At 75.4% G+C, this 7,989-nt stretch carries 5 protein-coding genes; 2 read left to right on the forward strand and 3 right to left on the reverse strand.

The genetic code is table 11. The features are described from left to right. Window positions 1–60: 60 nt before the first annotated feature. Window positions 61–1,119 (reverse strand): DNA integrity scanning diadenylate cyclase DisA, encoded by a 1,059-nt coding sequence (disA, locus tag ACFU6K_RS23180; RefSeq protein WP_049659060.1) that lies wholly within the window; start codon window positions 1,117–1,119, stop codon window positions 61–63. Between the two features lie 200 nt (window positions 1,120–1,319). Further along, on the reverse strand, window positions 1,320–2,843 hold the full coding sequence (radA, locus tag ACFU6K_RS23185) for a DNA repair protein RadA (protein WP_380665920.1): 1,524 nt from the start codon (window positions 2,841–2,843) through the stop codon (window positions 1,320–1,322). A 295-nt stretch (window positions 2,844–3,138) separates the two neighbouring features. Here radA and ACFU6K_RS23190 point away from each other — a divergent pair, with 295 nt between their 5' ends. Then, complete coding sequence (locus tag ACFU6K_RS23190; RefSeq protein ID WP_380665922.1) at window positions 3,139–4,995, forward strand: sigma-70 family RNA polymerase sigma factor; 1,857 nt, start codon at window positions 3,139–3,141, stop codon at window positions 4,993–4,995. A gap of 383 nt (window positions 4,996–5,378) precedes the next feature. Here ACFU6K_RS23190 and ACFU6K_RS23195 read toward each other — a convergent pair whose 3' ends face one another. Further along, complete coding sequence (locus ACFU6K_RS23195) at window positions 5,379–6,713, reverse strand: DUF1254 domain-containing protein (RefSeq protein ID WP_380665924.1); 1,335 nt, start codon at window positions 6,711–6,713, stop codon at window positions 5,379–5,381. A 187-nt stretch (window positions 6,714–6,900) separates the two neighbouring features. Here ACFU6K_RS23195 and ACFU6K_RS23200 point away from each other — a divergent pair, with 187 nt between their 5' ends. Beyond that, window positions 6,901–7,941 carry an NAD-dependent epimerase/dehydratase family protein gene (locus ACFU6K_RS23200; RefSeq protein WP_380665926.1) on the forward strand — a complete coding sequence of 347 codons (1,041 nt, stop codon included), beginning with the start codon at window positions 6,901–6,903 and terminating at the stop codon, window positions 7,939–7,941. The last annotated feature ends 48 nt before the right edge of the window (window positions 7,942–7,989 follow it).

The following is a 7,989-nucleotide window of genomic DNA, read 5'->3' on the forward strand; positions in this document are numbered from 1 at the left end:
CGGGGAGGGTTCCCCGGGGGCCGTCGCGGTGTTCGGGCGTCCGTACGGTGGCGCGTCCGGTCAGACGTAGCGCTCCAGGATGGACGATTCGGCAAGGCGGGACAGGCCCTCGCGGACCGAGCGGGCGCGGGTCTCGCCGACGCCCTCGACGGTCTGCAGGTCGTCGATGCTCGCGGCGAGCAGCTTCTGAAGGCCGCCGAAGTGCTCGACCAGGCGCTCTATGACCGTGTTGGGCAGGCGCGGGATCTTCGCCAGCAGGCGGTAGCCGCGCGGCGAGACGGCCGAGTCCAGCGACTCCGGCGAGCCCGAGTAGCCGAGCGCCTTGGCGACGGTCTGGAGGTCCAGCAGCTCGGCGTGGGTGAGCGCCTCCAGGTCGGCCAGCACCTCGGTGACCGTCCGGCCCTTCTTGGCGGCCCGCTCCGGGAAGTAGTCCCGGGCGACCAGCTCGCGCTCCGGCTCCACGCCCGCGATCAGCTCGTCCAGCTGCAGCGAGAGCAGTCGGCCGTCGATGCCGAGCTCCAGCACGTAGCCGGCGATCTCGGTGGCGATCAGCCGGACCATCTCCAGGCGCTGGGCCACGGCGGTGACGTCCCGGACCGTCACCAGGTCCTCGATCTCCAGCGCGGAGAGCGTTCCGGCCACCTCGTCCAGGCGCAGCTTGTAGCGCTCCAGGGTGGCCAGCGCCTGGTTGGCGCGGGACAGGACGGTGGTGGAGTCCTCCAGCACCCGGCGGGTGCCGTTGACGTACATCGCGATCAGCCGCATCGAGTGCGAGACCGCGACCACCGGGTAGCCCGTCTGCCGGTTGACCCGCTCGGCGGTGCGGTGGCGGGTGCCGGTCTCGTCGGTCGGGATGGTCGAGTCCGGCATCAGGTGCACGCCGGCCCGGACGATCTTGGTGATGTCCTTGTCGAGCACCACCGCGCCGTCGAGCTTGCACAGCTCGCGCAGCCGGGTGGCGCTGAACTCGACGTCCAGGACGAAGCCGCCGGTGCACAGGGACTCGACGGTCCGGTCGAAGCCCAGCACGATCAGACCGCCGGTGTTGGCCCGCAGGACCCGCTCCAGGCCGTCACGAAGCGCGGTACCGGGCGCGATGGCGGTGAGGGAGGCCCGCAGCAGGGCCTCCTCGCGGGAGGCCTTGTCCGCCCCCCGGTCGCTGGCTGCCACGTGACTCCTCCGGTCGACCCGTGCCGCGCGCCTCACGCCGTGCGCCGGTCCGCGGTCTGTTGCTCTGTCGCTCAGTACCGCTCGGTACTGCCTTCTGGCCAATGAGACTGGGGAAAGTCTAACTGTGTGTGGCCTCGGCAGGGCTTGGGTCAGCGCAGTTCGTCGGAGTCGAGCGGCTCCCAGCCGTCCATCAGCTCCTCGGGGTACGCCGCCGGGCGGTCCGCGGCCCTTGCGGAGCGCGGGGACGGCGGCGCCGACGGTGCCTCACCGCGCGGCTCGGTGCGCGGCTTGGCGGCGGCACGGCGGCGGCCCGGGATGGCCCGCAGCGCCTCGCCGATGTCGGCCACCTCGACCACCTTCATGCCCGGCGGCACCTTGCCCGGGTCCGGCGGGACCAGGGCGTGGGTGAAGCCCAGCCGGTGCGCCTCGGCGAGCCGCCGCTGCACACCCGTCACCCGCCGTACCTCGCCCGCCAGGCCGACCTCGCCGATCGCCACCAGGTTGCTGGGCAGCGGGGTGTCGGTGGAGGAGCTGGCCACCGCGAGCGCCACCGCGAGGTCGGCGGAAGGCTCGGTCAGCTTCACCCCGCCGACCGTCGCGGTGTAGATGTCCTGCTTGCCGAGCTTCACCCCGCCGTGCCGCTCGACCACGGCCAGGATCATCGCGATCCGGGGGGACTCCAGGCCCGAGGTGGTGCGCCGCGGGGAGGGGATCTGCGAATCCACCATCAGCGCCTGCACCTCGGCCACCAGCGGGCGCTTGCCCTCCAGGGTGACGGTGAGGCAGGTGCCCGGGACGGGCTTGTCACGCCTGGTCAGGAAGAGACCGGACGGGTCGGCCAGGCCGACGATGCCCTCGTCGTGCAGCTCGAAGCAGCCGACCTCGTCGGTGGCGCCGTAGCGGTTCTTGACCCCGCGGATCAGCCGCAGCCGGGCGTGCCGGTCGCCCTCGAAGCTCAGCACCACGTCCACCAGGTGCTCCAGCAGGCGCGGGCCGGCGATCTGGCCGTCCTTGGTGACGTGGCCGACCAGCAGGGTGGCCATGCCGCGCTCCTTGGACGCCCGGATCAGCGCGCCCGCCACCTCGCGGACCTGGGCCGGGCCGCCGGGGGCGCCGTCCAGCTCGGCGGAGGCGATGGTCTGCACCGAGTCCAGGATCAGCAGGCCGGGGTTGACCGCCTCGATGTGCCCGAGCACCGCGCCGAGATCCTGCTCGGCGGCGAGGTAGAGGTGCTCGGAGAGGGCGTTGATCCGGTCCGCGCGCAGCCGGACCTGGCCGGCCGACTCCTCGCCGGTGACGTAGAGCGTGCGGTGCTGCGCGGTGGCCGCCTTGGCGGCGACGTCCAGCAGCAGGGTGGACTTGCCGACGCCGGGCTCGCCGGCCAGCAGCACCACCGCGCCGGGCACCAGGCCGCCGCCGAGCACCCGGTCCAGCTCCGGCACGCCCGTCGAACGGGCCGTCGCGACCTGGCCGTCCACCTGGGCGATCGGGCGGGCGGGCGCGCTGACCGGGCCGGCGGCCGTGGTGCGGATCGGCACCGCGCCGTACTCCTCGACCGTGCCCCAGGCGTTGCACTCCGGGCAGCGGCCGACCCACTTGGGCAGCTGGTTGCCGCACTCGGTGCAGCGGTACGCCGGGCGGGGCTTGGCGGTGGTCTTGGAACGCGGAGGCATGCCGCCCACCGTAGCGTCCGGGTCCGACAACGGCGGCAGCGTCCGGGTCGGGCAACCACGGTGCGCGGGCGGGGCGGCCGCGCGTCCACACAGATGGGCGATGTTGTTACCCGAAAGAAGTACATACGCGGCGAATGGCCGGGATCAGCCGTCCGCGTTCTCTACCGTCGGACGGGTGACGACGAGAACTGTGGGGCCGGGCGGGCCGACCCGGTCGGCCCGATCGGGCGGACCTGCCGGGTCGGGCGGACCTGCCGGGTCGGGCGGGCCGGGCTGGTCAGCCGGGCCGGCCGAGGTGCGGGCCACCGCCGTGCTCGCGGCGTACGACCGGCAGGTGGACGGCCTGTTCACCTACTGCCTCTCGGTGCTCTGCGAGCACGACGCGGCCGCCGACGCCCTGCGCGAGGTCCGCGAGCTGGCGCGACGGCACGGCGCCCGACTGGCCGAACCCGGGCTGCTGCGCGCCTGGCTGTTCTCCCTGGCCCGGTACTGCTGTCTGCGCCGGCTCGCCGGGGAGGGCCCGGGTCCGACCGGTGCCGAGGCCGGGCGGACCGCCCGGGCCGAGCCCGGCGAGGCCGAGACGGCCCGGCGGCGGCGCGAGCTCTCCTCGCTCGCCTGGCCCGAGGCGGCCGGCACCGACCCGGAACAGCGCGAGGCGCTGGAACTCTCCGTCCGGCACCGGCTGACCCCGCTGGAGGTCGCGGCCGTCCTGGGCCAGCCGTTCGAACGGACCCGCGCCCTGCTGGCCGGGGCCGAGGCCGAGGTGGCCCGGACCAGGGCTGCACTGCTGGTGCTCGGCGTGGGCAGCTGCCCGGAACTGGACCGGCTCGGCGGGGCCGGGGCGGAGTCCTGGCGGGACTGGGTGCTCGGCCCGGCGCTGCGCCGGGAGCTGGTGCGGCACGTGGTGGACTGCCCGACCTGCCGGGGGACGGCGGAGCGGGTGGCCGCGGGCGAGGCGTCGGAGGGTGCGGAGGGCGTGGCGGGGCTCTCCGGGTTGGCGCTGCTGCGGGCTCCGACGGGTCTTCTCGGGGCCGCCGCGGTCGCTGGCGGGGTGGCTGCTCAGGGGGCGGGTGCTCGGGTGGCCGGTGCTCGGGTGGCGGGTACTCGGGTGGCGGAGCCGGGGCTGCGGTTCGACCAGAGCGGCTTCCCCCGGCACCGGGCGCCGGACGCGGGGCGCGGGTTGGCAGTACGCCGACGGGTGGTGACCACCGGCGTGCTGGCGGCCGTACTGGCGGCGCCGGTGATCGCACTCTGGGCCGGGCACCGGGGCGGTGGCGGGGCAGGATCGGCGGCCTCGGTGTCGGCGGTACGGGTGGACGCGGCCGGGCAGCCGACCGGGCAGCGGCCGCGGCCCGCGGTGGACGGTCTGGCGGGGCCGGGTACGCCCGGCATGCCCGGGATGGAGCTGGCGGGGGCCGGGCCCGGGATGGTCACGGGCGGTGCCGGCGTCGGCGATGCAGAAACGTTGCCTCCCGGTTTTCCGCGGCTCACCTTCCAGGGTGCGGCGGTCCCGGTCCCGGCCCACGGCGCGACCCCGCTCAGCAGCCCGACCCTGGTCGCCACGCCGGCCCCGGCGACCGACCAGGCCTCCGCGACGGGCACCGGCGAACCGGCCCCGGCCGGGCTGCTCACCGTCGAGGCCGGCGAGTACGGCAGCCGGACCATCCTCACCCTCACCAACTCCGCTGCCACGGAGATCCGTTGGCACGCGGCGACGGACGCCGACTGGCTCCGGCTCAGCCGCGACGCCGGCACCCTGGCGCCCGGCCAGCGGATCACCGTGATCGTGACGGTGGACGAGGACCAGGCGCCGACGACCCACTGGACCGCCCGGATCGCGCTGCCGCCCTCCCAGGCGGTGGTCACCCTGGAGGGCGGGCCGCACAACCGTGGCGGCTCCGCCTCCTCCCCGGCCGATCCGTCGCCGTCGACCTCGACCTCGACCTCGACCTCGCCGTCGCCGTCGTCGACGCCGGTGCCGGTGCCGGTGCCGGTGCCCAGTGGTTCCGCCACCACCTCACCCACGGCGGCACCCACCGCGTCCCCGTCGCCCTCCGACCCGCCGACGGCCTCCCCGTCCCCCTCGGGCACGGCCACGAACCCCTCGCCACATCCGACAGGCACGGCAACGGCCTCCCCGTCGCAGCGCTGACGGCCCACGCAACGCGGCGGCCCTCCCACCCGGCCGGCACCCTGAGGGCAGGGCGCGCGAGAAGTCGGCCGGTTCGACTTCTCGCGGGGAGGGCGCAGGCCAGGAGCCGAATATGTAGACCGACCGCCATAATCCTGCTCGCGAAACCGGGAACGCACGAGAAGTCGACCCAGCCGACTTCTCGTGCGCGGCAGGATCCGGGGTGCTGGCGGGGCGTGCGGGGTGGGGTCCGAGGTGGCGGCGGGGCGGGCGCGGCATGGGCCGGGGGCAGCACGGTGGGATCCGAGGTGGCGGCGCTGCGTACGGGGTGGGAGCCGGGGTGGCGGCGAGGGGGTGCGGGGATGGGAATCGAGGGGCGGCGGGGTGCGGGGGTGGGCCCGGGGTCAGCGGCGGTGGATCGGGGGGACCTGGTAGGTGCCGTCCAGGACGGCGGGCTCGGGTTGGTAGATGCGGAGGATGGGGCGGAACTCGCCGGGTGGGGTGGGGAGCCAGTTGGCGGCGGCGGTCGGGTCCTCGGGCTGGTCGTGCTGGAGGGTCAGGGTGAGGGAGCCGTCCTCGCCGTGGACCAGGCCTGGGGTTCGGTCGCCGATCGAGTAGCGGTCGATCGGGTTCTCCACCAGGTAGTAGTCCGGGACGGAGTACATCGTGACGGACCAGAACGCCCCGGCCGGGGGCGGCTGGTCGAAGCGCAGGGTGTAGTCGTGGAGGCCGGTGAGGGGCCGGCCGTCGGAGTCGTCGTAGGTCATCGCGTACGAGGCCTCGTAGGCGTGGTTGCCCCAGAGGCCGGCCCGGGCGGCGGCGGCCCGGCTGAGGTAGGCGGCGCGGCGGTCGGGGATGCGCCACTCGGGGTCGTCCAGGGTGCCGGGGCCGAGGTGGTCGGTGTTGTAGTCGAAGAGGTGGAGCGCGCTGCGCCACTCACCGGGCGGGTGGTCCTCGGGCGGGCGGGTGGCGTCCTCGACCCGTTCGCGGCCGGCGGCCAGGCCCTTGGCCAGCGTCAGCGTCCATTCGGCGGCGGCCGCGCGGTACGGCGAGGCTCCGTCGTCGAGCAGGCCGAGCGGGGCGAAGCGGCGCTGGTACTCGATGTCCGCGGTGGCGGGCGGGAAGGCCTGCATCCAGACCCGCAGCCGCTCGAAGAAGGCCAGCCGCTCGGGGACGTCCGCGTCCGGTTCGGGGAGTCCGGCGACCAGGCCTCCGGGTTCCAGCGGTTCCAGTTCGAGGGCGGCCTGGAGGGCCCGGACCCGGGGGAGGTCGTCCGGGCCGGCGCAGGCGAAGCGGCCGACGAGGGTGCCGACGGTGGTCGACAGCTCGATCACCCCGTCGGGGTCCGAGGGGGTGCCGTGCCAGCCGGGCGGGACGATCAGCCAGGTCTGCGCGCCGGTGCCGGTGGCCCGGCGGCCGAGGTAGGCGACGTTGTCCGTCCAGGCGTCGATGATCTGCAGCACGTAGTAGGCGCCCGCGGTGTCCGGGACGCGCAGCACCTGCGGGCCCTCGGAGAGGTCGAGCTGGGCGATCGAGTAGACCGTGTCGTTGTTGACCGAGACGAAGCGGTCGGCCGGGCCGGCCAGCCGGGTGGCGTGGCTGAAGTGGTTGAACGGCGCCGCCGGCAGGGTGCCCAGGCCGCCCCGGTCGAAGCGCTCGACCATGGTGAGGCCGGCGACCAGCGGGTAGCCGTAGACGTACGCGTCGGCGGCCAGGGCCTCCAGCTCGGGCTGGTTCATCACGGGTCCTTCGTCCGGGGCGCGCACCGGGCAGGGGTGCGGTCGCCGACCGCGGTACACCTCGGATGCTAAGCGGGCCCGGGTGGGGCGGCATGTCGGACCGGACGCCGCGCGGCTTCCGGCTGCCGGGATCTGCTGAGCGCTAATCCGGGCGTACCGGCGGGGCGGCCGGGAGAAGGTCGTCGGTATGAAGATCCTCCTGCTTGGGGGCTCGTCCTTCCTCGGACGGGCCTACGCTGCCGAGGCCCTCGCCAGGGGCCACCGGGTGACCACCTTCAACCGCGGCCGCAGCGCCGCCGACCTGCCCGGCGTCGAGGCCGTCCGGGGCGACCGCGACAGCGCCGGGGACCTCGCCCGGCTGGTCGACGGCCGCAGCTGGGACGCCGTCGTCGACACCTCCGCCCAGCAGCCCGCCCAGGCCGCGCTCAGCGCCCGGCTGCTGCGCGAGCGGGCCGGCCACTACACCTTCGTCTCCTCCGTGCACGCCTTCGCCGACTGGCCCGCCCACGTGGTCGACGAGGGCTCGGCGCCGCACCCCTGCCCCGCCGACACCCCGCCCGACCAGCCGCCCGGAAACGCCCTCAAGGCCGGCTGCGAGCGCGCCGTGCTGGCGGGGTTCGGCGCCGGGCGCACGCTGGTGCTGAACAGCGGGCTGCTCGTCGGGCCGTACGAGTTCGGCGGCCGGCTGCCCTGGTGGCTGGAGCGGATGGCGCGCGGCGGGCGGGTGCTCGCCCCGGGGGATCCGCGGCGGACCATGCAGGTGATCGACGTCCGGGACTTCGCCGGCTTCGGGCTGGACCTGCTGACGGCCGGGACGGCGGGGCGGTTCGTCACCACGGCGCCGCCGGGGCGGCTCCGCTTCGGCGAGTGGCTGGAGACCTGCCGGGAGGTGGCGGGCGCCGCGGACACCGAGCTGGTCTGGGTCCCGGACGGACCGCTGCTCGCCGAGGGGCCGGACCAGGTCGGCTGGTGGACCGAACTCCCCCTCTGGGCACCGGACCTGCCCGAGCTCGCGGGCGTCTGGCTGGCCGACACCGGCCGGGCGGAGGCGGCCGGGCTGCGCTGCCGGCCGTTCGCCGAGACGGCGCGGGACACCTGGGAGTGGCTGCGGACGCGCGGACCGGTCGAGGACACCGACGCCGAGGGGCGCACGGGGCGGCCGGGGGCGGCGGTCCGGCACGGCATCGAACCCGCCAAGGAGCGACGGCTGTTGGCCGCCTTCGGCTGACGGCGAGGCCGTCCGGGCCATGGCAGCGGACGGGAGTGGGAAGTCGGC

Origin of the sequence: Kitasatospora sp. NPDC057512 (assembly GCF_042802135.1) — a bacterium.
In the GTDB taxonomy this organism is placed as follows: domain Bacteria; phylum Actinomycetota; class Actinomycetes; order Streptomycetales; family Streptomycetaceae; genus Kitasatospora.